Raw genomic sequence first — 24,500 nt, forward strand, 5'->3', positions numbered from 1 at the left:
TGCAAAAAAGTAATCCCGCACAAACGCAAACGCCCCGAACCAGTCGGGGCGTTTGCGGATAGCTGTCGGCGCGGATTTCACGCCATCAGCGGTTTACTTGATCACAGGGGCTGGGCCCTCGGCCACGCCCAGGTCATCGACTTCGCGGGTTTCAGAGATACCGGTACCGCCGGATGCCAGCTCGCTTTGCAGCTTGTCGGTGTCCAGTTCCTTGACCCACTTGGCCACAACGAGGGTAGCAACGGCGTTACCCACCAGGTTGGTCAGTGCACGGGCTTCAGACATGAAGCGGTCGATACCCAGGATCAGCGCCAGGCCGGCAACCGGCAGGTGGCCGACAGCCGACAGGGTGGCTGCCAGTACGATAAAGCCGCTACCGGTCACGCCAGCAGCACCTTTGGAGGACAGCAGCAGCACCAGCAGCAGGGTGATCTGGTGGGTGATGTCCATGTGGGTGTCAGTTGCCTGGGCGATGAACACGGCAGCCATGGTCAGGTAGATCGAGGTACCGTCGAGGTTGAACGAGTAACCGGTCGGGATTACCAGGCCGACTACGGATTTCTTCGCGCCCAGACGCTCCATCTTGATCAGCATGCGTGGCAGTGCGGATTCGGAGGAGGACGTACCCAGAACGATCAGCAGTTCTTCACGGATGTAGCGGATCAGTTTGATCACGCTGAAACCGTGGGCGCGGCAGATACCGCCCAGCACCACCAGCACGAACAGCAGGCAAGTGATGTAGAAGCAGATCATCAACTGGCCCAACTGCACCAGGGAACCTACACCGTAGGCACCGATGGTGAACGCCATGGCGCCCAGGGCACCGATTGGCGCGAGCTTCATGATCATGTTGATGATGTTGAACATCACGTGGGCGAAGCGATCGATGAAGTCCAGCACCGGCTTGCCGTAGGCACCCAGGCGATGCAGGGCGAAACCGAAGATCACCGAGAACATCAGCACTTGCAGGATGTCGCCGTTGGCGAAGGCGCCGACGATGGTGTTCGGGATCACATTGAGGATAAAGCCAACGATGCTCTGGTCTTTACCGGCAGTGACGTAGGCCGCCACTTTGGAGGCGTCCAGGGTTGCCACGTCGATGTGCATGCCGGCGCCCGGTTGCACGACGTTCACCACGATCAAGCCGATCAGCAGTGCGATGGTGGAAACGATTTCGAAGTACAGCAGCGCGTAGCCGCCGGTTTTGCCGACCGATTTCATGCTTTGCATGCCGGCGATGCCGCTGACAACGGTGCAGAAGATGATCGGGGCGATGACCATTTTGATCAGCTTGATGAAGCCGTCACCCAGTGGCTTGAGCGCCACGCCGGTCTGCGGGTAGAAATGACCGAGCAAAATACCGATAACGATTGCAACGATCACCTGGAAATACAGGGATTTGTAGATTGGCTGACGAGTCGTCATTGCAAAATTCCTCAATCGTCCCGTGTGGCAAATATCCGCCATTGCCCACGACACTTGAATTGCGAACCCTCCTGCACTGGAGGGATTTGTTGTTTGCGAAGCCTGTAGGACCAGGCCTGCGCTGTAATCCTTATCGCAAACGCCGTGCCACTTTGCTGAAAACCCCTGGGAGCCTTAATACATCAGGGTTGCGGATTTCAAAGCCGCCACCAATGTGCCGAATAGGCTGGCGGATTTCCGCCACGCCGCCCAATCCCGTCCTACAATTTGGCGGATATCCGCCTTGTCGCCCTGCCAGGTGATGACTACCATCCGCCATTCCATGGACGAGGGCCCCGCATGCGTGAACGTACCATCGCCAGCCATTACGCCCGGGCAGCCCTGGGCGGTGCGCGTCGAACCGGTTACGACTATTCGGGCCTGTTGCAACAGCTGGGCATCACCCCGGAACTGTTGGCCGAACCCCGTGCCCGCATTGCACCCGAGCAATTCACCCGGCTGTTGCAAATGCTCTGGCTGGCACTGGACGATGAATACTTGGGGTTCGCCGACGGGCCGAGCAAACGCGGCACCTTCGCCATGATGTGCCATGCGCTGATCCACTGCCGCACCCTGGAGAAGGCCCTGGAACGCGGTTTACTATTTTATAGCCTATTCCCACAAGGCCCGCGCTGGCAGCTGACACGGGAAGGCGAAATGGCCCGCCTGAGCCTGGATGATTCTCACCTGTGGGACCCGGATCACTTCCTCAGCGAATGCCTGCTGGTGATCTGGCACCGCCTGGGCAGTTGGCTGATCGGCCGGCGCATTCGTTTGCACCAGGCCACCTTCAGCTACCCGATGCCGGCCCACGCCGCTGAATATGACCTGCTGTTTCCCTGCGCCCAGGTGTTCGGTGCCCCGCACAGCAGCCTGGTGTTTCCCGCCCGCTACCTGAGCCTGCCGCTGTTGCAGGACGAGCGCACCCTCAAGCATTTCCTCGAGCGCTCCCCCGCCGACCTGCTGTCACGCCCGGATGAAGGCGACAGTTTGAGCAGCCAGCTGCGACGCTTATTGAGCCGCGACCGCACGCCCTGGCCAGACCTGGAAGCCGTCGCCCGGCACTTGCACGTCAGCCCGCAAACCCTGCGCCGACATTTGCGCGAAGAAGGCACCAGCTTTCAGGCGCTCAAGGATGAATTGCGGCGGGACATCGCCATCTACCACCTGGGGCGGGCGGACTTGTCCTTGCAGGCGATCGCCGAGCAGCTGGGGTTCTCAGAACCGTCGGCGTTTCATCGGGCGTTCAAGAAGTGGACGGGGCTGACACCGGGGGCCTATCGGGCGCAGGAGAGCTAGCGCTGCGTCGTGTGTGGGGCCTCATCGGCGGCAAGCCCCCTCCCACCTTTGACTGTGTTTACAAAGTTTGATCTGTGAATAAGTTCAAAATGTGGGAGGGGGCTTGCCCCCGATAGGGCCAGCCCAGCCACTACCGTTCACAAGGCCGGAAAGTGAATCTTGAACGCCGCGCCACCCAGCGGCGAATCCCCCAGGGTCAATCGCGCGCCGTAGCTTTCTATGATGTCCTTGACCACCGCCAACCCGATCCCCTGCCCCGGATGCTGACGGTCCAGGCGCTCGCCCCGTTGCAGGATCCGTGCACGCTGGTCCGGCGGCACTCCGGGGCCGTCGTCCTCGATGCACAACTCGAGCCCTTCGGAATTTTCCACCAGGCTGATGCGTACTTCACTCAGGCACAACCGGTAGGCGTTTTCCAGCAGGTTGCCGAGCAATTCAAGCAGGGCACCCTTCTCGATCGGTACATCGCATTCGTCCGGCAATTCAAAGGACACCGTGACGCCCTTGTCGCGGTAGACCTTGCCCAGGGTATCGCAGAGGCTTTGCACTACCGGCTCCAGGCGCACCTGATGGCGCACCAGGCCGCTTTTGCGCAGGCTGGCACGCTGCAGCTGGTAGCCGATCTGCTGGCTCATGCGTTCGATCTGGGATTGCAGCACCCAGGCCTGGTCGCGATCTTCCGGACGTTGCGCCATGTCTTCGCTCACGCTTTGCAACACGGCGAGCGGCGTTTTCAGGCTGTGGGCCAGGTCATCGAGGGAGTCGCGGTAACGTGCCCGTTGTTCGCGCTCACTGTGCAGCAGGCGGTTAAGGGAGCCGGTGAGACGCAGCAATTCGCGCGGGTGTTGCTCGGAGAGGCTTTCGCGGGTACCGCCTTCGATCTGGTCAAGCTCCTGGCTCAATCGCCGCAGGGCCTGCAGGCCCCAGGTCAGGCCCAGCCACAGCAAGGTCAGCAGCACCAGCAGTGCCGCGCCGAAGCCCAGGTAGAGGTTTTCGCGCAGGCCTTCGAGGGTCAATTGGTATTCGCGCACCGGTTGCAGGGCCACGATACTGAACGCCGCGCTCTTGCCACCGAGCAGCCTGACCTCGACGTCGTAGACGAAGAACTCCTGGCCGTCGGCCTCGCGAATCCGCGCGAACTCATTGCCGCGCCCGTCATAGCGCGGCTTGTAGTTGATGTTTTCGTCCCGGGTGGCCCGCGAACGCCACACCAAGTGGCCTTCGCGGTCATAGATATAGCCGAGCAAGCGGCTATCGGTGAGGTTGAAGCGTTCATCCGGCAACTGCGCCGGCATCAGCAGGCGATTGTTTTCCACCCGCGCGGCGGAGATCAGGGTGGTGACGTCCGACGCCAGGCGCTGCTCGATGGAATCCTGCAATGCCAGGCTGAACGCACCCTGCATGGCGGGCAACAGGCCCAGCATAAACAGCACGGCCAGGGTGGCGGCCGCCAGCATCAAGCGCACACGGAGCGAGCGAATCAACGGCAGCGCTCATTGAACAGGTAGCCCAGGCCGCGCACGGTGTCGATCGGCTTGAACCCCGCCGGGCCTTCCAGCTTGCGGCGCAGGCGGCCGACCAGCACTTCAATCACATTCGGATCGCGCTCATCGTCGTCGGGGTAGAGCTGCTCCATCAGGCGGTCCTTGGCGACGACCTGCTGGTGATGGCGCATCAGGTATTCGAGGATGCGATATTCATAGGCGGTCAATGCCAGGGGCTGTTCATCGAGGGACGCTTGCTTGCGGTTGAGGTCCAGCAGCAAGGGCCCGGCGACGATGGTCGACTGGGTAAACCCGCTGGAGCGGCGCAGCAAGGCGTTCATCCGCGCCTCCAGCTCTTCGAACTGGAACGGCTTGACCACATAGTCGTCGGCCCCGGCGGCCAGGCCTTCGACCTTGTCCTGCCAGTTGCCGCGCGCGGTGAGGATCAGGATCGGAAAGGTCTTGGCCTGGCTGCGCAGTTGGCGGATCAGGTCCAGGCCGCCCATGCCGGGCAGGCCCAGGTCGATGATCGCCAGGTCATGGTTGAATTGACCGGTCTGGTACAGGGCCTCTTCGGCATTGGCCACGGCCTCGACCACGTGGCCGCTGTCGGTCAGGCGGGTAAACAGGTGATGGCGCAGCAGCGCCTCATCTTCCACCACCAGCAATTTCATAAGGCTCTCCAAAGCAAATCAACTGTCCGACAGAGGGGTATCATAGCGGCCCTGCAGGTCTTGCGGGCGCAGTTTAATGCCGTTGAACCGGCCGCTCAGGTGTTCATAGCCGGCGCGATAGCTCGGCTGCGGGGTGGCCTGGCCCAGGGACTGGCCCCAGGGCGCGGGCTGACTGCCAGCATCTTCGATGCTGACGCGCTGCATCAGGATGCTGGACTTCTTGGTTTTCTCACGACCGAATGCGGCAAAGGCACCATCGGAGGCCTGAACCCCGACGGTGGCACTGAGCATGGTTAAGGCCAACATCAGCTTCTTGATCGCAGTCATGGTGTTACCTCATTACGCGTTTGGCTGTGAGGCCAGACTACGCAAGCGCCCCTGAACTCCCCCTGAACAGGCTTTGAACCTCGCCTGAATCACGGCGGGCTATCCTCTTGCCCTCCAACTCGGCAAAATACCGCCCATGACCCCCCTACCCGCTTGCTGCACCCCACTCGACGCCCATTGGCCGCTGCCCGCCCCCTTGCCGGGCACGGTGTTTCTCAGCACCCGGTTCGATCCTGCATTGCTGGCACCCGGCGACTTCCAGCATTGCGCCGTGCCGCCACCGGCGAGTATCCAGCGTTCGGTGGCCAAGCGTCAGGCCGAGTTTCTCGCCGGTCGCCTGTGCGCGCGCGCGGCCCTGCAACGGCTCGATCAGATCAACTGCATCCCGGCGATCGGCGAAGACCGCGCACCGGTGTGGCCCGCCCATATCAGCGGTTCCATTACCCACAGCACCGGGCATGCCGCCGCGATTGTCGGGCACAAGGCGCAATGGCGCGGGTTGGGGATGGACCTGGAAAACCTGCTGAGCCTGGAACGGGCGGAGCGCCTGGCCGGGGAGATTCTGACGGCGCAAGAGCTGCAGCGTATGGCCGACCTGCCGCGAGAGCAGATCGCCTTGCTGGTGACGCTGACGTTTTCGGTCAAGGAGAGTTTGTTCAAGGCGCTCTACCCGATCGTGCAGAAGCGCTTTTATTTTGAACATGCCGAGGTGGTGGAGTGGTCAGAGGCCGGGCATGTGCGCTTGCGCTTACTCACAGATCTGTCCAGCGAGTGGTGCCACGGCAAGGAACTTACCGCGCAGTTTGCGGTGAATGAGGGGCAGTTGTTGAGCCTGGCTGCCATCGCCGCTTGATAGACCGACATCAGGGTTTGTCTTGATCCCTTGGCCAACTCAGGCTGAAACACGCACCGCCCAGGTTGTTGCTCTTGCTGATCAATGCTCGCCCGCCGTGCCAATAAATGATGCGCCGCACAATCGACAACCCCAGGCCATGCCCGCCCGAGGCGCGGGTGCGGCTGTCGTCCAGGCGCAGGAACGGCGTGAAGATACGCTCCCAGGCGCTTTCCGGCACACCGGGCCCGTCGTCCTCTACATCAATGCGACAGCGCACCTGGCCCACCTGATAACTGATCAGCACCTGGCCCTGGGCGTGGCGCATGGCGTTGCTCACCAGGTTTTGCAGGGCGCGGTGCAAGTAGCGCGGCTCGGCATCGACCCAAGCGTCGTCCCAATGTGCCGACGACAGGCAAATCCCCCTGGCCACGCTCACCTGCGGGCGCAGTGGCGATAATTCGCCGATCACCTGGTCAAGTAGCGCATCGAGGTCGACCCGCTGGAAAATCAACGCCGGCGCACCCTGCTCCAGCCTTGCGTAGGTGAGCATTTCATCCACCAGGCCGTCGAGGTCCTGGATATCACTGTCCATGCCTTCCAGGTACTTGCGCCGGGCTTCAGGCGTGGCGGCGTCGCCGATCATCTCCAGGCCGAAGCGCAGGCGTGCCACCGGTGTGCGCAATTCATGGGACACCGCGCGCACCAGTTCACGCTGGATCGCCAGCAGTTGCTGCAGGTGCTCGGCCATGCCATTAAAGGCCGCCGCCAGGCGCCCCACCGAGTCGGCACCCCGGGCCGGCACACGCACCTCGAGATTGCCTTTGGCGATGCGCGTGGCGGCGGCTTCCAGGCCTCGGAGCCGGCGCTCAAGCTGACGCACCAATAAATAGACAATCAGGCCGATCAGGGTCAGGCCGATCAACGCGATCAGGACCAGCCATTGCGCCGGATACGGGTTCATCTGATACAGCGGGCCAAGCTCCAGCACCCAGGGCGTGCCGACCATGCCGGCAAACACGCGGATCGAATCGCCGCCCTTGCCCAGGGCCATGACCGTATCGCCCTCCGATACGCGGCGGCGTTGGTCGTCGTCCATGTCGGCCTGGTCGAGGGTCATCAGGTGCATTTCGAAACCAAAGCCCTTGGCTTCCTTGATATCCGCCAGCCGTTGCGGCTGCTCGGCCACGGGGAAGCGCACCAGTTCATCGGCCAGCAGGTAAATGGTCGCGCGGGCCAGTTGCTCGCTGATCTGCTGCACCTCCCCCGTCAAAACCCACTGTTCCTTATCGCTGACCAGGCGCAGCACCCGGGCGGCGTGGGGGCCGGTCTGTTCCACCAACACCTGGCCGCGTTGCAGGCGGGTTCGCTGGCTGAGGTCCAGTTGGGCATCGGTAAGGCTGCGCAATTCCAGGGGGATGCCGAGCAAACGTTCCCACACGGCCAGGGCGCGCTGGCGTTCGATGGCGCTCATGGGCTGCAGGTTATCGCCCATCAAGGCAAAGGTGCCGTGGGCCAGACGCTCGCGGTATTGGCCGCTGCGCACCTCGTTGAGCAGGTGCAGGGCCAGCACGCCGAGCAGCGCCACCAGAATCAGCGCCGCGCACATGCCGCCGTAGATACGCAGGAAGATCGAGTTCACAACGGCATATCGGCAGCGGCTTCAGGGACGAACAGATAGCCTTTGCTGCGGATGGTCTTGATCAGCCGTGGGTGGATCGGGTCATCGCCGATTTTCGGGCGAATCCGTGAGATGCGCACATCAATGGAGCGGTCCTGGCCGTCATAGCCGATGCCGCGCAGGGCGATAAAGATTTCTTCGCGGGACAGGATGCGCCCGGCATTCGCCACCAGCAGCCACAGCAGGTCGAACTCGGCACTGGTCAACTCGATACCTTCACCCTGCAGCCAGGCTTCGCGCAGGGCGTTGTCCACCAGCAGCGGGCCGAATTGCAGGCGGCGCTGGCTTTCCACGCTGGTGGGTTCCGCCGGCTCACTGCGGCGCAACAGGGCCTGGATACGCGCGAGCAACAGGCGCGGGCGCACGGGTTTGCACACGTAGTCGTCGGCGCCCATGTCCAGGCCGAGCACCTGGTCCATGTCGTCGGTGCGGGCGGTGAGCATCAGGATCACGCCGTCGTAGCGTTCGCGCACTTTGCGGCAAATGCTCAGGCCGTCTTCGCCGGGCAGCATCAGGTCGAGAATCACCAGGTCCGGCTGCTCGGCGATGATCCGCGCCGCAGCCAGGGCGCCATCACCTTCCACAGAAACCCGCAGGCCGTTGCTCTCCAGGTAATCGCGGGTCAACTCGGCGAGTCGCTCGTCGTCCTCGACGATCAGGATGTGCCAGGCTTCTTGCTCCACGGGTGATCCTCGTTGTTATAAAGGGATGCGTTGGCCGAACAGGCCACACCTTATTTGTAATGTTTTGAGGGCATAACAGAGGCCGATTGTAGCCATGCCCAAGCCCTCTCGCACAAGCCGGGAAATCCATTCGGTGATCGCGCTTTTCTGTGATAGGGTTCGCGCCCTCAAAAATCCAACCGGCTGTTTTCAACTTGGAATATTCAGTGACAAACGGCCGAATCCAGCAGTGCTGCGGCCTACACGGGTGTTCCACGTTTCATACACATTTTACCCACAACGTTATCCACAGGTAGTGCGTTGCTAAGCCCCCCAAAACGCATTATCTTGTAGCTCGGCGCAAAAAAAACCCTACATGTAGGGTTTTCAGCGAAAAGACCCAACACAAATCAGACAAGAAACTCAAGCCCTTTCTTGCTCCTGTTGGGTCTAATCCAAGCATTTTTTGAAAGCCCAAACCGCTCAAGCGGATGGCAGCCGTTTTCCAGCTCCAACAGCGGAAAACGGTACGGGTGTTGCAGTGCTTGAACCTGGCAACTGTCACCCACCAGGAATACGGCCAAGGGCGTTTGAGCCCCGAACCGAAGACTTCGGCATGGAAGCGGCGCGTTCAGCTCCCTTCCTCCTGTCCCGAAGTTGTTATGCCAGGCCCAGGCCTGCTGTAAGTGCTTCAGGACGGAACGGTGGGCACCGTGATGGTGCCCAAATAAATATAGAAATGTGGAGACAACCCCCCATGCAAACCGACACAACTCGCGAGAACCCGCAAGGCTCCGTGCCGCAGGCCGCCGATTCGACTATGGATCTGTCCGCCACTGCACCTGGCCAATTGCGCGTGATCAAGCGTAACGGCACTGTCGTTCCTTACACCGATGACAAAATCACCGTCGCCATCACCAAAGCGTTTCTTGCAGTTGAAGGCGGCACCGCTGCTGCCTCGTCGCGCATCCACGACACCGTTGCCCGCCTGACCGAACAGGTCACCGCGACCTTCAAGCGTCGCATGCCGTCGGGCGGCACCATCCACATCGAAGAAATCCAGGACCAGGTCGAACTGGCCCTGATGCGTGCCGGCGAGCAGAAAGTGGCCCGCGACTACGTGATCTACCGCGATTCACGCGCCAAGGAACGTGCCGTCCGCACCCCGGCCGAAGAAGCCGCCGTGCAAGCGCACCCGTCGATCCGCATCACCCTGGCCGACGGCAGCTTCGCGCCGCTGGACCTGGGCCGCCTGAATACCATCATCACCGAGGCCTGCGAAGGCCTGGAAGAAGTCGACGGTGACCTGATCCAGCGCGAAACCCTGAAGAACCTGTACGACGGTGTGGCCCTGACCGACGTCAACACCGCCCTGGTGATGACCGCCCGTACCCTGGTTGAACGCGAGCCGAACTACTCGTTCGTGACCGCGCGCCTGCTGATGGACACCCTGCGTGCCGAAGGCCTGGGTTTCCTGGGCGTGGCCGACAGCGCCACCCACCACGAAATGGCCGACCTGTACGCCAAGGCGCTGCCTGCCTATATCGCCAAGGGTATCGAATTCGAATTGCTGAACCCGGTCCTGGCCACCTTCGACCTGGAAAAACTCGGCAAGGCGATCAACCACGAGCGCGACCAGCAGTTCACTTACCTGGGCCTGCAAACCCTGTACGACCGTTACTTCATCCACAAGGACGGGATCCGCTTCGAACTGCCGCAAGTGTTCTTCATGCGCGTGGCCATGGGCCTGGCGATCGAAGAGAAGCACAAGGAAGACCGTGCGATCGAGTTCTACAACCTGCTGTCGTCCTTCGACTACATGTCGTCCACTCCGACCCTGTTCAACGCCGGTACCCTGCGTCCACAGCTGTCGAGCTGCTACCTGACCACCGTGCCGGATGACCTGTCGGGCATCTACCACGCGATCCACGACAACGCCATGTTGTCCAAATTCGCCGGTGGCCTGGGCAACGACTGGACACCGGTGCGCGCACTGGGTTCGTACATCAAGGGCACCAACGGCAAGTCCCAGGGCGTCGTACCCTTCCTGAAAGTCGTGAACGACACCGCCGTAGCGGTTAACCAGGGTGGCAAGCGCAAAGGCGCTGTGTGTGCCTACCTGGAAACCTGGCACATGGACATTGAAGAGTTCATCGAGCTGCGCAAGAACACCGGTGATGACCGTCGTCGTACCCACGACATGAACACCGCCAACTGGATCCCTGACCTGTTCATGAAGCGCGTCTTCGATGACGGCAAGTGGACCCTGTTCTCGCCATCCGAAGTACCGGACCTGCACGACCTGACCGGCAAGGCCTTCGAAGAGCGCTACGAGTACTACGAAGCCCTCACCGAATACCCAGGCAAGGTCAAGCTGTTCAAGACCATCCAGGCCAAGGACCTGTGGCGCAAAATGCTGTCGATGCTGTTCGAAACCGGCCACCCATGGCTGACCTTCAAGGACCCGTGCAACCTGCGCAGCCCGCAGCAGCACGTGGGCGTGGTCCACAGCTCGAACCTGTGCACCGAGATCACCTTGAACACCAACAAGGACGAGATCGCCGTTTGCAACCTGGGCTCGATCAACCTGCCGAACCACATCGTCAACGGCAAGTTGGACACCGCCAAGCTGGAACGCACCGTCAACACCGCCGTACGCATGCTCGATAACGTGATCGACATCAACTACTACTCGGTGCCACAGGCGCAGAACTCCAACTTCAAGCACCGTCCGGTCGGCCTCGGCATCATGGGCTTCCAGGACGCACTGTACCTGCAGCACATTCCCTACGGTTCGGACGCTGCGGTCGAGTTCGCCGACAAGTCCATGGAAGCGGTCAGCTACTACGCGATCCAGGCTTCCTGCGACCTGGCCGACGAGCGCGGCGCCTACGAGACATTCCAGGGCTCGCTGTGGTCCAAGGGCATCCTGCCGCTGGATTCGCAACAGATCCTGATCGAACAGCGTGGCCAGAAGTACATCGACGTTGACCTGAACGAATCCCTGGACTGGGCGCCGGTACGTGCCCGTGTGCAGAAAGGCATCCGTAACTCCAACATCATGGCCATCGCACCGACCGCGACCATCGCCAACATCACTGGCGTATCGCAGTCGATCGAACCGACCTACCAGAACCTGTATGTGAAATCGAACCTGTCGGGCGAATTCACCGTGATCAACCCGTATCTGGTCCGCGACCTGAAAGCCCGCGGCCTGTGGGACTCGGTCATGATCAACGACCTGAAGTACTACGACGGTTCCGTGCAGCAGATCGAACGCATCCCGCAGGAACTCAAAGAGCTCTACGCGACCGCCTTCGAAGTGGACACCAAGTGGATCGTCGACGCCGCCAGCCGTCGCCAGAAGTGGATCGACCAGGCTCAGTCCCTGAACCTGTACATCGCCGGCGCATCGGGCAAGAAGCTCGACGTGACCTACCGCATGGCCTGGTACCGTGGCCTGAAAACCACTTACTACCTCCGTGCCCTGGCCGCGACCAGCACCGAGAAGTCGACCATCAACACCGGTAAGCTGAACGCTGTGTCCAGCGGTAACCACGGTGATGATTCGGTGCTCGCCGCCCCGGCCGGCCCGGCGCCAGTGCCAAAGGCCTGCGCGATCGACGAGCCGGATTGCGAAGCTTGTCAATAAGCTGAGCGGTTCACGGGCTTGAACGCCCGGAACTGAAAAAGCCCGATAGACCCCGACTGTATAGGGTTTATCGGGCTTTTTTCGTTTTCCGGCAAGACGTTTGCCACTCCAACCTCTAGAGAAATGTGTATGCAATACCCGCTTTGGGATGACCGCCACGGGTCCCCCACATCTCCACCAGCCCGCCAATCACAGCCATTGAATGGCCGTCATAGGCCACGATCCCCAACCTGCCATTCGCGAGTTCACTGCTCGTAGAAGGCCTGTAGAGCCCCCTCAACCCCAGACGATCCAAGGCCTCATGGGCCGCCTCGCCGTTGTTCATGCTTTCCAACGCATCGGCATAGCTCCTTTTTGATTTATTGATATCGTCGTCGATACCATTACCCTCCATTTCAATGCGCTTGCCGCTCACGGCAAACATGAAAATGGCGTCGGCCAGCATCTCCGGATCGGTCCCTTTAAACTTAGACGCAAGGGCAGCCTGCCTTAACTCGTCCTTGGTTAAATGAAGCTCAAATCCATCCCGCATCTTCACGTAATAGCCATCGTCCGTTTCTTTCACCTCCTTGAAGACATCGGTGGGTTTCTGGCCAAACTGCATCATTGCAGCCTTTATCGCTGAAACGGTGACGCAATTGCCATCAGGCCCCTGGCTGAATCCACTCCAAATATCATTGGGTTTCTTGCCAGGGTTGGATCGATCCGGTCGATAGTTAAAATAATTCGCCCCACTCAAAATGGGCTTGTTGCTCATTTTCTCGCCAAACCCATATACCCTGCCGCTTGAAGGTCCACCGCCAGCCGCACCTCCTCCTACTCCTAGACCCCCAGCAAGCCTTGGACCGAGCAACGGCTGAAGAAGCTGGCGAAACTGCGGGGACTCCGAGCCCGCAGCCAGCTCGCCAAGTATGTTTTTGAATTGTTCAGCACCCAGTTCCTCGCGAAGATCGTTCAGCTTATCGCGCAAGTCCTGAGCCAATTGTTTTTTTGAGCCTTGCTCTGCGTAAAACAGCTGGTTGAGCAACTGCTTGACCGCCGACCCGCCAGCCACGGGCTGAGTGCGAGTCGATGCTCCTGAAGCGATACCGGGCACGAATGTTACGTGCCCAGCGCCTGACACGGACACTATTGAACTGCACATCTTCACCTCTCCATAGATTGATGAGCCTGCAGGCCCTAGACCAATCAGTGGCAAGGTAGGAATGGAGTGTTCCTCTCCATACATTTCAACGCGTAACCTGCCGCGTCTAGAGGTATTTTCCCACATCCACAAAAAAGCCCCTCTTACGAGGGGCTTCTTGTGGAGCACTACCGCATCAGGTCATCTGAATGATGGTCTGCATGATGGTGCTCTGGGTGGAAATGGTCTTGGCGTTCGCCTGGTAGTTGCTCTGGGCCTTGATCAGGTCCACCAGCTCGTTGGTCAGGTTGACGTTGGAGTTCTCCAGGGAGTTGGCCACGATCGAACCCAGGGTACCGGATTGCGGGGAGTCATAACCCGGCTGGCCCGAAGCGAAGGTTTCTCTCCAGGTGGTGCCGCCCGATGGCTGCAAGCCTTGTTCGTTGTTGAAGCTGGCCAGGGAGATCTGGCCGATGGCCTTGCTCTGCTGGTTGCTGAACGTGGCGAACATTACGCCATTGCCGTCGATTTTCAGGCCGGTGATCTGGCCAGTGGCGTAACCGTCAGTGGTCGGCGGATTGCGGTAACTGGCGGAGTTGTACTGGGTGATATCGGCCATGTTGACGGCAATGTTTGGCGCTGTAGCCTTGTTAGGCGCCCATACGCCATTGGTCACTGTGCCCGGGATCCAGCCGGTGAGCGTCAGGGTCGTGCCGGACACGCCTGCGGTGGTGATATCCGTCAGTTTACCGGCACCGTCAAAGCTCAATACCGACGGTACGGGAGCAGTGGTACCCGTCGTTGTAGGCTTGGAACCATCCAGGTTACGGCCATCGATCAGCGTGTAGGCGCTCCACTTGTTGGCGTCGGTTTTCACCATGTACTGCACCATCTCGTGGGAGTTGCCCTGGGAGTCGTACAGGGTGGTGCTGTACTGGGTGGTGAAAGTGGTGGTGTCAGTCGGGTCGAACGGCTTGGTGGTCTGGTTGATCACCGGCTCCGACGAGTTCAGGTTACTGGTGGAGTCCACTTTGGTGGACGCCTTCGGTGGCAGGTACGACAGGTTCAATTGCAGGTCGGTCAAGCCGCCTTTGATGATCTTGCCGTCGTCATCCGCCGCGTAGCCCTGCAGGCGCGAGGTACCGGTGTTGTTGGTGATGTAGCCGTCTTTGTCGGCACGGAAGGCACCGCTACGGGTGTATTCCAGCGAGCCATCGCTGCCCTTCTGCACGAAGAAGCCACCGCCCTGGATCGCCATGTCCAGCACGCCGCCGCTGTTGTTGACGTCACCCTGGGTGAACTGCTGGGACACCGCTGCCAGGTTCACACCGTTGCCGATGCTGTTCTGGCCGGTGCCCAGTTTGGACGCGGCGTAGATATCCGCGAATTCCGCACGGGACGACTTGAAGCCAGTAGTCGCAACGTTGGCGATGTTGTTGCCGGTTACGTCCAGTTGTTTGTTGGCCGCATAGAGGCCGCTAAGGCCGATATTAAAAGACATGTTTCTCTCCCTCTGCCGTATTTAGCCGGCTCTATGTACCGATAGTCTGAATTTGCGACAGCTTGACGCTGCCCATGCCACCTGCAAGGTTCAGCAGCATTTCGCCGCCGGTCTTGCTCAACGTCACGCTGGTCACCGTTGCCGGCAACGAAGTCGCCATGGCCACCGATTCACCCTGGTCGTTCTTGGTCGTCGCCGCGAAGGTGTAGGTGCCGGCTGGGGCGACCTCGCCCTTGTCGTTCTTGCCATCCCAGATGAAGTCGGACGAACCCGCGCTTTGGGCACCCATATCGATAGTGCGCACCACGTTGCCGTCTTTATCGGAGATCTTGATCGAGACGTTGCCCGTCGCCGCAGTCACCGCCACCGAACCGGTCATGCTCTTGCTCGTGTCTACCAAGGCCTTGTTGGTCTGGGTAATGATCGAGCGCCCCACCAGCGACGAAGCCTGCAACGCCTGCGACGAGCTGAAGTTGCTGGAGATCGCATTGACCGAGTCGTTCAGGGTGTTGATGCCTTCCAGGCTGCTGAATTGCGCCAGCTGGGCCACGAACGCACCGTTGTCCTGAGGCGACAGCGGGTTCTGGTTTTTCAGTTGGGTCACCAGCAGTTGCAGGAACGCATCCTTGCCCAGGGACTGGCTGCCCGTCGCCGTCTTGGTAGCATCGGCGACGGTGGTGTTGTCGGTGGCGGTCTTGACCTTGGAGTTGAAAAGGTCCTGGACTGCCGTGTTGGTCGTGGTATCAACGATGGCCATTATTTGGCGCCCCTTATCACTGACCCAGGGTCAGGACCTTCTGCATCATGGTTTTGGCGGTGTTCATCATTTCCGCGTTGGTCTGGAACGAGCGGCTGGCGGAGATCATGTCTGCCATTTCCTCGACCACGTTGACGTTGGGGTAATAGACATAACCCTTTTCGTTCGCGGCAGGATGGTTCGGCTCGTAACGGGCCTCGAGGTTGCTCTGATCTTCGACCACACCGAGGACCTGCACGCCCTGGCCGGCAGCATCCTGGTTCTGGAACAGCGAATCGCTGCCACCGCTCTGGCCACCCTGGAACATGGTGGCGAACACCGGGTGACGGGCGCGGTAGGTCTGGTCGATGCTCGAAGACACGGTCTCGGCGTTGGCGATGTTACTGGCGACGGTGTTCAAGCGCGTGGTCTGCGCGCTCATGCCACTGCCGGCAATATTGAAAACACTGGACAGGGACATGGCTTACTCTCCACGCAGGGCTGACATCAGCCCTTTGAATTTACTGTTGAGCAGGGTAAAGCTGGCCTGAAAGTTCACCGAGTTCTCGGCATAGGCCGATTGCTCCAGCTGGGCGTCGACGGTGTTCTGGTCGATCGACGGCTGCATCGGCGTGCGATACAGCAGCGACTCGTCACCACTGCTCAGGCCTTGTGCTTCGATATGACGGTTGTTGGTCATGTTCAAGGCGAAGGTGCCGTTCTTGGTCTTGTCCTGCTGTGCGGCGAGCACGGCGGAGAAATCCAGGTCCCGAGCCTTGTAGTTCGGGGTGTCGGCGTTGGCAATGTTGTTGGCCAGGACTTCGGCACGCTGGGCGCGAAAGCCCAGGGCTTGTTCGTGGATACCGAGCGCTTTATCGAAGCTGATGCTCATGGCGGAAACCTTTAGGCTGACCTGCTGTTAACAGGGTTATAGCAAGGCGCATGCCAATATCTGATACCCCCGTAAATCAAGGGGTTGCGAGGAGCTTGCCGGCGGCAATGCCAGAAAAGCGGCAACGGGTTTCCGCGTGGCGCCAGTAAAGCGGCAATAGGGAGTTGCCGCTTTCTTCAACTTTTTTGCCGCAGAAACAAATGTGGGAGGAGGCTTGCCCCCGATAGCGGCTGATCAGTTGATGTCTCTATCACTGATACACCGCTATCGGGAGCCAGCCCGCTCCCACATTATTATCTGGCCTGATTATTTGGCCTGGTAGATGATCCCAGGGCTGCATTGCACCATCTGGAAGTGATCCGGCAAACCATTGAGCGCCTCGGATGCACCGAGAAACAGGTAGCCGCCACGCTTGAGGGTGCCGTGGATGCGCAACAGGATGTCTTTCTTCACCTCGGCCGAGAAGTAGATCAGCACGTTGCGGCAGAACACCATGTCGAACTTGCCCAGGCTGGCGTAGCTGTCGAGCAGGTTGAACGAGCGAAACTCCACACGGTTCTTGATCGGCGCCTTGACCGCCCAACGCCCTGCCCCTTTCGGGTCGAAGTAACGTTGCAGGCGTTCCTGGGACAAGCCACGGCCCAGGGCCAGGCTGTCATACTCGCCGGTCTTGCAATTGGTGAGCATGGTGCCGGACAGGTCGGTGGCGACGATCTGCGCCCCGGCTTTAAGCTGGCCCATGTTGATCCGCTCGAACTCATCGATGGACATCGAAATCGAGTACGGTTCCTGACCCGAAGAGCAGGCGGCCGACCAGATACGCAGGCGCTGGCCCGGGCTGGCCTTGATGGCCTCCGGCAGCACTTTGCTCTTGAGCACTTCAAAGGGGTAGGTATCGCGAAACCACAGGGTTTCGTTGGTGGTCATGGCATCGACCACCATCTCCTTCAGGCCACTGCGCGGCTGCCCCTGGATCCGCTGAACCAACTCGCCCAGGGACTTGATGCCCTGCTGCTCCATCAGTTTGTTAAGACGGCTGGATACCAGGTATTGCTTGTTTTCACCGAGCAATATGCCACAGGCTTTTTCCAGGAAGACCCGGAACTGTTCAAAATCCAAATTACCCGTAGACACTGATACCGCCTCTAAAATCGTATGACCGCCAGGGGAAAACCCTAGCCGTGATCTGCTGCCTTGATCCGGTCGACTACCCGGGATGCCAGGTCATCAGGGCGGAATTTGGCAAGGAAGTCATCGGCACCGACTTTCTTGACCATCGCCTGATTGAATACGCCCGACAACGAAGTATGCAGGATGATATGCAGTTTTTGCATGCGTGGATCGCTGCGTATCTCAGCAGTGAGGGTATAGCCGTCCATTTCCGGCATCTCGATGTCAGAGATCATCATCAAGAATTCTTCTTCCGGCTTCTTGCCTTCATCCACCAGCTTGCGCAGGTAATCCAACGCCTGGCGCCCGTCATTGAGGGCGACAACGTCCACGCCGACGGTTTGCAGGCAACGAGTCACCTGTTTACGCGCCACCGAGGAGTCATCCACCGTCAGCACACGCAGCGAGACCGCCTTGTGGGCCGTTTCGGCGTCGACCACTCCCACGGAAATCGATTCCGAGGTGGGCGCCACTTCGGCGAGGATCTTCTCCACGTCGATGATCTCCACCAACTGGTTATCGACCCGCGTCACCGCCGTGAGGTAGTGATCGCGACCGGTGCCCTTGGGCGGCGGATGGATCTCTTCCCAGTTCATGTTGACGATGCGCTCCACCGAGCGCACCAGGAAACCCTGGGTCTTGGTGTTGTACTCGGTAATGATCACGAACGGGTTCTCGCGATCCTGCAGGCCGGCCGAACCGGTGGCCAGGGCCAGGTCAAGAATCGGGATAGTCGCACCACGAATATTCGCCACACCGCACACCACCGGACTGGACTTGGGCATGATCGTCAGCTTGGGACATTGCAGCACTTCCCGCACCTTGAATACGTTGATGCCATACAACTGCTTGCCATCCAGGCGAAACAGCAGCAACTCCAGGCGATTCTGCCCTACCAGCTGTGTGCGCTGGTTTACTGAATCCATTACTCCTGCCATGCCATGACTCCTACGCTAAAACCTTTGGCTATACTTACAAGGGCGGCGCGCCCCAACACTAAAACGGCACGAGCTTTGCTATTTGTTCAATTATGGACATTACAACGACAGTTTCCCGACGCCTTCACCTGACACGGTTTTGCAGATTGCTCTGCGCACCGCTCGCGCTGCTTGCCTTCAGCCTGGGCACCACGGCCCGTGCAGAGAACGTCACCTTGCCTGATCTACTTATCGGCGTCACCCAAGGCTTTCTTGAGTTCACTGTAGAAGATTATCTGGCAACCACACAGACGCCGGGGCGTTATGAAATCCAGGTCAACCAGTTGGACCCGCGCCTGCGCATGCCGATGTGCGACAAGGAATTGACAGCAACCCTGGAAAGTCCCGCCCAACCCATCGGGCGCGTAACGGTCAAGGTACGCTGCGAAGGCGCCTCGCCCTGGACCGTGTTCGTACCGGCCCAGGTCAAATTGTTCCGTGATGTGGTGGTGGTTGCCCGCCCACTGAAGCGCACGGGCATCATCGATTTCGAGGACGTCGTACTGCGTGAGCGCGACATCAGCCAGATCAGCCAGGGCTACCTGACATCCCTGGACCAGGCCATCGGGCAGAGATTGACCCGACCAGTGGTCACCGATCAGGTGATTACCCTGGTACACCTGGAACAGGCCGAGGTCATCCGCAAGGGCGACCAGGTAGTGATTTCCGCGAGCAGCGGCGGCTTGAATGTGAAAATGCCGGGCGAAGCGCTGTCCAACGGCGGCATGAGCGAACAGATTCGCGTCAAGAACCTCAACTCCAACCGCGTGATCAAGGCGCGGGTAACAGCCCCAGGGCAAGTCGAGGTCGCTTTATAGATTACTGGTACAGGACGCTGGGTTTTCCTACACTGTGCACGAGAAGCCCCGTGCGGAGATTTATTGTCATTCGCGCCTAAAGTTTGTCCGGGTATGGCCGAAAACATGGCAAGCGTCCAAATACCCAGAGGTTTTTTTATCATGGTCATCGATTTCAGCCGTTTGAATAACACCCCGACGACGTCAGGCACTACGCGCACCACCAGTCCCAAGGACAACGTAGAAGCCAAGGCCCCGGCGCTGCCCGCCAAGGCAGAACAGGCCAGCGCCAGCCAGAGCGGGGAATCCGTACACCTGAGCAATGAGGCTCAACAGTTGCAGAAGGTCACTGACTCGCTGCGCGACCAACCGGTAGTCAATAAAGCCCGCGTGGCCGAATTGAAACAGGCGATCGCCGATGGCAGCTATAAAGTCGACAGCAACCGTGTAGCCAGCAAGCTGCTTAACTTCGAAGCCGAGCGCTAGGCAAAGGCCTGCGCAGGGCTTTTGGACGCTTAAAACCCAAGGCCAGCCATGCATCACGACGAACATTTGCTTCAACTGATCATTGATGATCTAGCGCCGACGCAACAATTGCTCGAGCTGCTCAAAGAAGAATCACTGACCCTCTATGGCCGGGACATGCCGCTGCTGGAAGAAATTCTGGCACGCAAGCAGTCGTTGATCGTCCTGCTGGAACAGCACGGCAAAAAACGCAGCCAGATCCTCATCAGCCTCGGCCTGCCGGCAGACCACGACGGCTTGGCGCAGTTGGCCAGCCACTCCTCGGTCGGCGATCAATTGCTGGCCCAGAGCAAAGAACTCAACCAATTGCTCGCCCAGTGCCAGGAAGCCAACCTGCTTAACGGTCAGTCGATCCAGCTTCAGCAAGCCACGACCGCCAACCAGTTGCGTATACTCCACGGCGGAGAGCCTCCGGCACTCTATAACGCCCAGGGCTCCACCTCGCGCCTGGTCAAGCCAAGCACCCGCAGCCAAGCCTGACACCGGTTTACAGCGCGCCCTATCCAAGGCGCGCCACATGCTGGCAAAATGCCGGTTCTTGCGTGTAGTCGTATTTTGTCTGGAGATGGAAGAACCGTGTTCAACGCCCTTAATGCGGAAGATGCCCCGCAGCCACCCAAGGTCCTCACCACGCCTCTGGAAATCGCCGGCACCTTGCGGATGCTGCAAGACAGCCATGATCCGCTGATCATCACTTTCCATGAACGCAGCCAGCGCTTCCAGAGCTACCTGGTGGACGTCAACCGCGACAGCAACACGCTGGCGCTGGACGAAATGATCCCCCGTGACGGCGAGCGCCACCTCGAAAACGGCGAACCCTTTCGCATCGAAGGTTTCCATGATGGCGTACGCGTCGCCTGGGAAAGCAAAGGCACCCTGACCATCAGCGAAAAAGGCGGCCACCGTATCTATACCGGCAGCCTGCCGGACGAGGTGGTCTATCATCAGCGCCGCAATGCCTTCCGCGCCGCGTTGAAGCTGGCGCAACTGGTGAATATCGAGCTGGGCGGCGAGAAGCTTCAGCTGCCGGTCAACGGCAAACTGCTGGATATTTCCGCCACCGGCTGCAAATTGCGTTTTGAAGGCGATATTTCCGAGCGCCTGCAACTGGGCCAGGTCTACGACCGTTTTATCGCAGCCCTGCCGTTTGGCAGCATGACCACCGCCGTCGAACTGCGATACCTGCACTTCGAAGAAAGGATCAACACGACCTTTGCCGGCGTGCGCTTCCACAACATGAGTGGTTTGGTGCAACGCCAGGTCGAGCGCTTTGTGTACCAACTGCAGCGTGAAGCACGACGGTTCGACAAAGACGACGATTTTTGATCCTTAACCATCGCAGCAAAAAAACGGGCAGACCCTTTGGGATCTGCCCGTTTTTGCTTTCAGGGGCGTGCCCTGCTCAATTCGTGAGGATGCTCGTCCGGCCCCAGGGGCTCAGGTGGGCCTTCGAAGGCGGGCTCATCCACCGGCGGCTCCGGATCGGCCTGCGGCTCGGGGTCGGGTACAGTCTGCATCTGCTCCTGCACCACCTGCTCGTCGACCCGCGGGTCCAGCGCCGCCACCAGCGGTGAACTCGACATACTGTCGGGCATTGCCACGTGATGCAGGGGGGCATCTTCCACCTGGTGCAGGTTGGTCACCGCCTTAGGACGGATTCGCCACACCAGGATCAGCGCGCACAGACTGAAAAACGCATACAGCATCTGGCTGCCGAACAGCTTCATCACCACACCCGCCAGCAACGGCCCGACGCTGGCGCCGATACCGTAGGTCACCAGCAGCATGGCCGTCAGCGATACCCGGCGATCCCCCTCCACATGGTCGTTGGAAAACGCCACCGCCAATGGGTACAGGCAAAACTGCACGAGAGAACACAGGAAGCCCGCCACGAACAGCACCTCCAGCGGCACCTGGGTCATGATTGCCAACGGCAGTGCCGCCACCGCCAGGCATAAGGCGAAGCAGCGGATCAGCAGCGCGCGATCATAACGATCCGACAACCAGCCCAGGGGCCATTGCACCAGCAACCCGGCAAAAATGCAGCTACCCATGAACAGGCCCACCTGTTCGGTGCTCAACCCTTGCTGGGAGGCATACAGCGGCGCCAAGCCGTAGAACGAACCGACGATCAACCCCGCCCCCAACACCGTACTCAGCGACTGCGGCACACGCTTGATAAAGAAGCGCGGCTCCATCGGCGCAGGATGCAAGGCCGCCGGGTGAATGCGCCGGGTCATGGCCACCGGCACCAAGCACAGGGCGAAACACAGCGCCACCAGCATCAGCAGCTCAAGGCCAAGCTGGGGATGCATCACCAGTATCAACTGGCCCAATACCAGACCCAGGTAGGAGGCGATCATATAACCGCTGAACACTACGCCACGCTGCTTGGCATCGGCCTGCTCATTGAGCCAGCTCTCGATGACCATGTACTGGCACATCATCCCCAGGCCCACGATTATCCGCAGCACAATCCAGGCCGGCAGCCAATCGACCAGGCCATGACCCAGCACCGCCGCACCGACAATCCCGGCACAGGTGGCATAGGCACGGATATGCCCGACCCGGGCAATCAGGCGATGCCCGATCTTGCCGCCCAGTACCAGGCCAAAGTAGTTGGCCGCCATCAGTGCACCCACCCATAGGCTGTCGACATGGTCGGCCGCCAGGCGCAAGGCCAGGTAGGTACTGAGCAGGCCGGAGCCAATCAGCATCATCAAGGAGGCGAAATAAAGGGCTCGAAAAGATTTCCAGATCTGGCGCATCGGCGTTCCGAGCGGCTCCTTGCGGTGAGGGACAGGGCTATCGGCATGATAGTCCGGGGTGACCGGGTCCGGACAGGCAACATGCGCTGTTTCCGGGGATTATTTTGCTTAACAGCTCAGACGCCGTCGGATGGCGCGCAAGGTACATGGTTGCGACAAATACATCACAGCACCTGCTGTGAACCTTGATCGGCGGCAAGGTTCGACCTGCGTGCAAAAAGATCGAGCACGCAAAAAAAAGCCCCGCCAGGAGGTTCTGTACGGGGCTTTCTCTATGGGCTACGAATCTGGTGTCCCAGGGCCGGTTCGAACGGCCAACCTTCCCCTTAGGAGGGGGATGCTCTATCCAATTGAGCTACTGGGACAAATGACAGCCATCAGGCCAAGGGCACTGCGACGGACGGCGTGCATGTTAACGGCCGAGGTGGGTTTTGTCATGTCGTCCGTGGGCTTTTTAAGTGTAGGCCGAGCCTTGCCCGAGCAATTGCGGTTTCGCCCCGCGAATACGGGCACCTGGCCTGATCGTGCAAAATGCAACCACCCAAAATGCCATCATTGCAAATTGCAATCCTTCACCTCCTCAAAGTAAACTCAAGCCATTGATTTTATTGAATTAATACATTGGCACGACACCTGCAACAGTTCTCCTGCAAACCCCATCCAGCCAAGGCATTAAACGGAGAACATGACCATGAACAGTGCCATTCTGTTAGCTCTCAACACCGTCGCCCTGGCTGCACTGGTGATGTTCCACTTTCAATCGACTGGCAGCAACGACCCCGCCCAGATCAGCCAGCAGGCAGTCCCCCACCACTTGCAACAACGTCCGCAACTGGCCGTGATGACACCGAATGCACAAGCGCCAGTACGCCTGACTCAAGGCACCCACGCCGCGCCAGCATCTGAACACTGGGTTTTTTAAGGACGCTGATCATGAGCAAATTTGCCTGGCTGTTCCTGAGCCTGACCATCGCCACTGGCCTTATGGGCCTGAGTGCAAGCTCCCAGGATGGGCAAACCAGCGCATTCGTCGCCGCCGGCGTTTTCGCAGGCCTGCTTCTGTTGACGCTCGTCGTGGGTCGCCGAATCAAATTTGACCCGGTTTTACGCTGACCCCTCCCTTCCCTGCGCTGCCCTCCCCCTACCTTATGTCGCCTCGTCCTAGTAAATCGGCAAATTGCCACTAGTCTTAAAACTAAGGGCAAAAGGCCACTTTGCTATAGGATGTGCGACCTCAAACCCTGTGGTGGCCTGGACTTACGGGAAGTTCCCTCGTGGAATCACTCATGGAAAAGTTTTCCAACCAGTCCGCAAAAATGCAAATGAGTGCTGGCATAAAGCCTCTAGGCAGTTCAATATTTGTCACAGAATTGACGCCAAGGAACTGGCAAATCTGAGGCATGATGCGGCCTCTTTGCAATTCGGGTTGAACTTTGGTCGTGAGTCTTGTCTTAACACTCATCTTGCGGCCAATTCCAATAACCGCTCCCCTGAACTAACCGGTTAAATATATGCGCCCATTGAAACAGGCAATTTATTCCAGCCGTACGGCTGACAAGTTCGTCGTACGTCTGCCAGACGGAATGCGGGAACGCATTGCCGAGGTGGCTCGCAATCATCACCGCAGCATGAACTCCGAAATCATCGCGCGCCTGGAGCAGAGCCTTATTCAGGAAGGTGCGCTGGGTGACGAACTGAGCATGCGCCTGGACAGCCCCGAGCTGTCGCTGCACGAACGCGAACTGCTGCAGCGTTTTCGCCAGCTCTCCCACCGCCAGCAAAATGCCCTCGTCTCGCTTATCGCGCACGACGTAGAGGCGGCCGCAGAAGCCAATTGATCCGCCACTGAAAGCCGAAGCCAGCCCTGTGCTGGCTTTTTTTTGCCTGGGATTCACAGGGCTCGGCATTCTTATCACGTAGCAGAGGGCGCCCGCCC

At 59.6% G+C, this 24,500-nt stretch carries 25 protein-coding genes and 1 tRNA gene; 10 read left to right on the forward strand and 16 right to left on the reverse strand.

The genetic code is table 11. The annotated features are described in order from the left end of the window. Positions 1 to 93 precede the first annotated feature (93 nt). On the reverse strand, positions 94 to 1,425 hold the full coding sequence (locus tag J1N02_RS06380; RefSeq protein WP_065939069.1) for a dicarboxylate/amino acid:cation symporter: 1,332 nt from the start codon (positions 1,423 to 1,425) through the stop codon (positions 94 to 96). A 174-nt stretch (positions 1,426 to 1,599) separates the two neighbouring features. Next, on the reverse strand, positions 1,600 to 1,737 hold the full coding sequence (locus tag J1N02_RS06385; protein WP_155954385.1) for a hypothetical protein: 138 nt from the start codon (positions 1,735 to 1,737) through the stop codon (positions 1,600 to 1,602). 27 nt (positions 1,738 to 1,764) lie between these two features. Here J1N02_RS06385 and J1N02_RS06390 point away from each other — a divergent pair, with 27 nt between their 5' ends. Further along, positions 1,765 to 2,763, forward strand: a complete 999-nt coding sequence (locus J1N02_RS06390) for an AraC family transcriptional regulator (protein WP_146477379.1) — start codon at positions 1,765 to 1,767, stop codon at positions 2,761 to 2,763. A gap of 137 nt (positions 2,764 to 2,900) precedes the next feature. On the opposite strand, the gene J1N02_RS06395 is transcribed toward J1N02_RS06390, so the two are convergent. The 3 genes from J1N02_RS06395 to J1N02_RS06405 are packed head-to-tail and all read right to left on the reverse strand — an operon-like array spanning position 2,901 to position 5,248. Continuing rightward, on the reverse strand, positions 2,901 to 4,247 hold the full coding sequence (locus J1N02_RS06395; RefSeq protein ID WP_027607794.1) for an ATP-binding protein: 1,347 nt from the start codon (positions 4,245 to 4,247) through the stop codon (positions 2,901 to 2,903). After that, complete coding sequence (locus J1N02_RS06400; protein WP_017138377.1) at positions 4,244 to 4,921, reverse strand: response regulator; 678 nt, start codon at positions 4,919 to 4,921, stop codon at positions 4,244 to 4,246. The genes J1N02_RS06395 and J1N02_RS06400 overlap by 4 nt, the downstream gene beginning before the upstream one ends. 18 nt (positions 4,922 to 4,939) lie before the next feature. Further along, the gene (locus tag J1N02_RS06405; protein ID WP_421147226.1) at positions 4,940 to 5,248 is read right to left on the reverse strand and encodes a hypothetical protein; all 309 of its coding nucleotides are present in this window, start codon (positions 5,246 to 5,248) and stop codon (positions 4,940 to 4,942) included. Positions 5,249 to 5,384: 136 nt separating this feature from the next. Here J1N02_RS06405 and J1N02_RS06410 point away from each other — a divergent pair, with 136 nt between their 5' ends. Beyond that, entirely contained in the window at positions 5,385 to 6,101 is a 717-nt protein-coding gene (locus J1N02_RS06410) for a 4'-phosphopantetheinyl transferase family protein (RefSeq protein ID WP_421147227.1), read from the forward strand. Positions 6,102 to 6,111: 10 nt separating this feature from the next. On the opposite strand, the gene J1N02_RS06415 is transcribed toward J1N02_RS06410, so the two are convergent. Together J1N02_RS06415 and J1N02_RS06420 are read right to left on the reverse strand one after the other, a co-directional pair. After that, on the reverse strand, positions 6,112 to 7,722 hold the full coding sequence (locus J1N02_RS06415; RefSeq protein ID WP_027607791.1) for an ATP-binding protein: 1,611 nt from the start codon (positions 7,720 to 7,722) through the stop codon (positions 6,112 to 6,114). After that, entirely contained in the window at positions 7,719 to 8,444 is a 726-nt protein-coding gene (locus J1N02_RS06420; protein WP_027607790.1) for a response regulator, read from the reverse strand. Before J1N02_RS06420 ends, J1N02_RS06415 begins: the two co-directional genes overlap by 4 nt. A 736-nt stretch (positions 8,445 to 9,180) precedes the next feature. Here J1N02_RS06420 and J1N02_RS06425 point away from each other — a divergent pair. After that, complete coding sequence (locus J1N02_RS06425; protein WP_027607789.1) at positions 9,181 to 12,075, forward strand: ribonucleoside-diphosphate reductase subunit alpha; 2,895 nt, start codon at positions 9,181 to 9,183, stop codon at positions 12,073 to 12,075. 115 nt (positions 12,076 to 12,190) lie between these two features. On the opposite strand, the gene J1N02_RS06430 is transcribed toward J1N02_RS06425, so the two are convergent. The 7 genes from J1N02_RS06430 to J1N02_RS06460 all read right to left on the reverse strand — a co-directional run bounded on the left by J1N02_RS06430 (position 12,191) and on the right by J1N02_RS06460 (position 18,435). Then, positions 12,191 to 13,171 carry a hypothetical protein gene (locus tag J1N02_RS06430; RefSeq protein WP_223841624.1) on the reverse strand — a complete coding sequence of 327 codons (981 nt, stop codon included), beginning with the start codon at positions 13,169 to 13,171 and terminating at the stop codon, positions 12,191 to 12,193. Between the two features lie 223 nt (positions 13,172 to 13,394). Beyond that, positions 13,395 to 14,699: a flagellar hook protein FlgE gene (gene flgE / locus J1N02_RS06435; protein WP_098478886.1), complete on the reverse strand. Its 1,305-nt coding sequence runs from the start codon at positions 14,697 to 14,699 to the stop codon at positions 13,395 to 13,397. Between the two features lie 31 nt (positions 14,700 to 14,730). After that, a complete protein-coding gene (gene flgD, locus J1N02_RS06440) occupies positions 14,731 to 15,456 on the reverse strand; it encodes a flagellar hook assembly protein FlgD (protein WP_098478885.1) in 726 nt (241 codons plus the stop codon). Positions 15,457 to 15,472: 16 nt separating this feature from the next. After that, complete coding sequence (gene flgC, locus J1N02_RS06445; protein ID WP_024076985.1) at positions 15,473 to 15,916, reverse strand: flagellar basal body rod protein FlgC; 444 nt, start codon at positions 15,914 to 15,916, stop codon at positions 15,473 to 15,475. 3 nt (positions 15,917 to 15,919) lie between these two features. Beyond that, positions 15,920 to 16,327 carry a flagellar basal body rod protein FlgB gene (flgB, locus tag J1N02_RS06450; protein ID WP_017529461.1) on the reverse strand — a complete coding sequence of 136 codons (408 nt, stop codon included), beginning with the start codon at positions 16,325 to 16,327 and terminating at the stop codon, positions 15,920 to 15,922. 306 nt (positions 16,328 to 16,633) lie between these two features. Continuing rightward, entirely contained in the window at positions 16,634 to 17,461 is an 828-nt protein-coding gene (gene cheR, locus J1N02_RS06455; protein WP_421147228.1) for a protein-glutamate O-methyltransferase CheR, read from the reverse strand. A gap of 41 nt (positions 17,462 to 17,502) precedes the next feature. After that, a complete protein-coding gene (locus J1N02_RS06460; RefSeq protein ID WP_027607784.1) occupies positions 17,503 to 18,435 on the reverse strand; it encodes a chemotaxis protein CheV in 933 nt (310 codons plus the stop codon). A 92-nt stretch (positions 18,436 to 18,527) separates the two neighbouring features. On the opposite strand from J1N02_RS06460, the gene flgA reads away from it, so the two are divergent. The 4 genes from flgA to J1N02_RS06480 all read left to right on the forward strand — a co-directional run bounded on the left by flgA (position 18,528) and on the right by J1N02_RS06480 (position 21,122). Then, a complete protein-coding gene (gene flgA, locus J1N02_RS06465) occupies positions 18,528 to 19,292 on the forward strand; it encodes a flagellar basal body P-ring formation chaperone FlgA (RefSeq protein ID WP_092359504.1) in 765 nt (254 codons plus the stop codon). Between the two features lie 141 nt (positions 19,293 to 19,433). Continuing rightward, on the forward strand, positions 19,434 to 19,757 hold the full coding sequence (gene flgM / locus J1N02_RS06470; RefSeq protein WP_065939081.1) for a flagellar biosynthesis anti-sigma factor FlgM: 324 nt from the start codon (positions 19,434 to 19,436) through the stop codon (positions 19,755 to 19,757). 48 nt (positions 19,758 to 19,805) lie between these two features. After that, complete coding sequence (locus J1N02_RS06475; RefSeq protein ID WP_421147229.1) at positions 19,806 to 20,276, forward strand: flagella synthesis protein FlgN; 471 nt, start codon at positions 19,806 to 19,808, stop codon at positions 20,274 to 20,276. A gap of 96 nt (positions 20,277 to 20,372) precedes the next feature. After that, on the forward strand, positions 20,373 to 21,122 hold the full coding sequence (locus J1N02_RS06480) for a flagellar brake protein (RefSeq protein ID WP_027607780.1): 750 nt from the start codon (positions 20,373 to 20,375) through the stop codon (positions 21,120 to 21,122). Positions 21,123 to 21,181: 59 nt separating this feature from the next. On the opposite strand, the gene J1N02_RS06485 is transcribed toward J1N02_RS06480, so the two are convergent. Together J1N02_RS06485 and J1N02_RS06490 are read right to left on the reverse strand one after the other, a co-directional pair. Continuing rightward, positions 21,182 to 22,564, reverse strand: a complete 1,383-nt coding sequence (locus tag J1N02_RS06485; protein ID WP_092359506.1) for an MFS transporter — start codon at positions 22,562 to 22,564, stop codon at positions 21,182 to 21,184. A gap of 288 nt (positions 22,565 to 22,852) precedes the next feature. Then, positions 22,853 to 22,929, reverse strand: a tRNA-Arg gene (locus J1N02_RS06490). Positions 22,930 to 23,255: 326 nt separating this feature from the next. Here J1N02_RS06490 and J1N02_RS06495 point away from each other — a divergent pair. From J1N02_RS06495 to J1N02_RS06505, 3 genes are all read left to right on the forward strand, one after another. Then, positions 23,256 to 23,486 carry a hypothetical protein gene (locus tag J1N02_RS06495; RefSeq protein ID WP_027607778.1) on the forward strand — a complete coding sequence of 77 codons (231 nt, stop codon included), beginning with the start codon at positions 23,256 to 23,258 and terminating at the stop codon, positions 23,484 to 23,486. Between the two features lie 11 nt (positions 23,487 to 23,497). Then, positions 23,498 to 23,677, forward strand: coding sequence for a PA3371 family protein (locus J1N02_RS06500; RefSeq protein WP_027607777.1), 180 nt, complete (start codon positions 23,498 to 23,500; stop codon positions 23,675 to 23,677). Between the two features lie 398 nt (positions 23,678 to 24,075). Continuing rightward, positions 24,076 to 24,402: an Arc family DNA-binding protein gene (locus J1N02_RS06505; RefSeq protein WP_003175643.1), complete on the forward strand. Its 327-nt coding sequence runs from the start codon at positions 24,076 to 24,078 to the stop codon at positions 24,400 to 24,402. Positions 24,403 to 24,500 lie beyond the last annotated feature (98 nt).

Source organism: Pseudomonas sp. NFX5, from assembly GCF_049132125.1.
GTDB classification, from domain to species: domain Bacteria; phylum Pseudomonadota; class Gammaproteobacteria; order Pseudomonadales; family Pseudomonadaceae; genus Aquipseudomonas; species Aquipseudomonas marginalis.

Bases quoted from the DNA above. Each gene is read 5' to 3' on its own strand.
- J1N02_RS06380 (WP_065939069.1), bottom strand. From the start codon at position 1,425: ATGACGACTCGTCAGCCAATCTACAAATCCCTGTATTTCCAGGTGATC.
- J1N02_RS06385 (WP_155954385.1), bottom strand. From the start codon at position 1,737: ATGGTAGTCATCACCTGGCAGGGCGACAAGGCGGATATCCGCCAAATT.
- J1N02_RS06390 (WP_146477379.1), top strand. From the start codon at position 1,765: ATGCGTGAACGTACCATCGCCAGCCATTACGCCCGGGCAGCCCTGGGC.
- J1N02_RS06400 (WP_017138377.1), bottom strand. From the start codon at position 4,921: ATGAAATTGCTGGTGGTGGAAGATGAGGCGCTGCTGCGCCATCACCTG.
- J1N02_RS06405 (WP_421147226.1), bottom strand. From the start codon at position 5,248: ATGACTGCGATCAAGAAGCTGATGTTGGCCTTAACCATGCTCAGTGCC.
- J1N02_RS06410 (WP_421147227.1), top strand. From the start codon at position 5,385: ATGACCCCCCTACCCGCTTGCTGCACCCCACTCGACGCCCATTGGCCG.
- J1N02_RS06425 (WP_027607789.1), top strand. From the start codon at position 9,181: ATGCAAACCGACACAACTCGCGAGAACCCGCAAGGCTCCGTGCCGCAG.
- flgE (WP_098478886.1), bottom strand. From the start codon at position 14,699: ATGTCTTTTAATATCGGCCTTAGCGGCCTCTATGCGGCCAACAAACAA.
- flgD (WP_098478885.1), bottom strand. From the start codon at position 15,456: ATGGCCATCGTTGATACCACGACCAACACGGCAGTCCAGGACCTTTTC.
- flgC (WP_024076985.1), bottom strand. From the start codon at position 15,916: ATGTCCCTGTCCAGTGTTTTCAATATTGCCGGCAGTGGCATGAGCGCG.
- flgB (WP_017529461.1), bottom strand. From the start codon at position 16,327: ATGAGCATCAGCTTCGATAAAGCGCTCGGTATCCACGAACAAGCCCTG.
- J1N02_RS06460 (WP_027607784.1), bottom strand. From the start codon at position 18,435: ATGGCAGGAGTAATGGATTCAGTAAACCAGCGCACACAGCTGGTAGGG.
- flgA (WP_092359504.1), top strand. From the start codon at position 18,528: ATGGACATTACAACGACAGTTTCCCGACGCCTTCACCTGACACGGTTT.
- flgM (WP_065939081.1), top strand. From the start codon at position 19,434: ATGGTCATCGATTTCAGCCGTTTGAATAACACCCCGACGACGTCAGGC.
- J1N02_RS06475 (WP_421147229.1), top strand. From the start codon at position 19,806: ATGCATCACGACGAACATTTGCTTCAACTGATCATTGATGATCTAGCG.
- J1N02_RS06485 (WP_092359506.1), bottom strand. From the start codon at position 22,564: ATGCGCCAGATCTGGAAATCTTTTCGAGCCCTTTATTTCGCCTCCTTG.
- J1N02_RS06495 (WP_027607778.1), top strand. From the start codon at position 23,256: ATGAACAGTGCCATTCTGTTAGCTCTCAACACCGTCGCCCTGGCTGCA.
- J1N02_RS06500 (WP_027607777.1), top strand. From the start codon at position 23,498: ATGAGCAAATTTGCCTGGCTGTTCCTGAGCCTGACCATCGCCACTGGC.
- J1N02_RS06505 (WP_003175643.1), top strand. From the start codon at position 24,076: ATGCGCCCATTGAAACAGGCAATTTATTCCAGCCGTACGGCTGACAAG.